The 826-nt window shown below is 78.6% G+C and carries 1 protein-coding gene and 1 pseudogene; both read right to left on the bottom strand.

The features are described 5' to 3' along the window. Window positions 1–482 (bottom strand): annotated as a pseudogene (locus tag KBX39_RS32230) (hypothetical protein); the annotation flags it as partial. 12 nt (window positions 483–494) lie between these two features. Further along, on the bottom strand, window positions 495–826 hold a 332-nt coding region (locus KBX39_RS32235; RefSeq protein WP_210874209.1), incomplete at its 5' end, for an MFS transporter.

Here is an 826-nt window from a genome sequence, read left to right on the forward strand (position 1 = left end):
CCCCCCGCGGCGGCCGTCGCGCCCGCCGCCTCCGCCCGCGCGGCCCGGTCGGCGGCGGCGTCGCGTTCGGCGTACGCGGCGCGGGCCTGCTGCCGGTCGCGGGCCGCCGCCGCGGTCGCGTCCTCGGTCTCGCGGCGGGCCTCGTCGCGTTCGGCGTGCGCGGCCGCCACCTGCGCGGACGTCTCCGCGCGCAGCTCGGCGAGCTGGCGTTCCACACCCGCCGGTGACAGCTCGGCGTGCAGCGCCTCGGTGAGGGTCTCGACGATCTGGTCGAGCCGGTCCACCGCCTCCCAGGTGCGCGCCACCTGCCCGGGCAGGCCGGGGGAGTTGCGGTGACGCATCCGCGAGTTGCGCGCGGCCCGCTGGCAGGCGCCGTCGTTGTCCCGGCAGTAGCGGAACGGGCGGCCCGCGCCGACGCGCTGCGGCACGTCGCGTCCGCAGTGGGCGCAGGGTCGGGTGTCGGTGGCGGGCTCGGCGTCCATCGGGGGCGAAGTCTATCCGGCGGCGTCGGCGCGGGCCGCGCCGTCGAGGGTGTAGCGGCGCTGCAACAGCACCGCTACCACCATCACGGCGGCGGGCAGCAGCCCGAAGCCGTAGCGAAGCGCGTCCAGCGCGGCCGGGGACTGGGTCACGGTCTGCCCGGCGGTCGAGGCCACGAACCCGCCGGCGGCCAGGCACAGCGCGTACGCGTACGGGCCGAGCGCCGCGCCGGTGGCCTCGGTGGCGGTCCACACCCCGGTGTACGTGCCGGCCCGCTCGGCGCCGCCGCCCGCGCGGATCACGTCGGGCAGCATCGAGAACGGCAGCAACTGCATGCCGGCGAAGG

Source organism: Micromonospora sp. D75 (genome assembly GCF_018070405.1).
Lineage (GTDB): Bacteria > Actinomycetota > Actinomycetes > Mycobacteriales > Micromonosporaceae > Micromonospora > Micromonospora chalcea.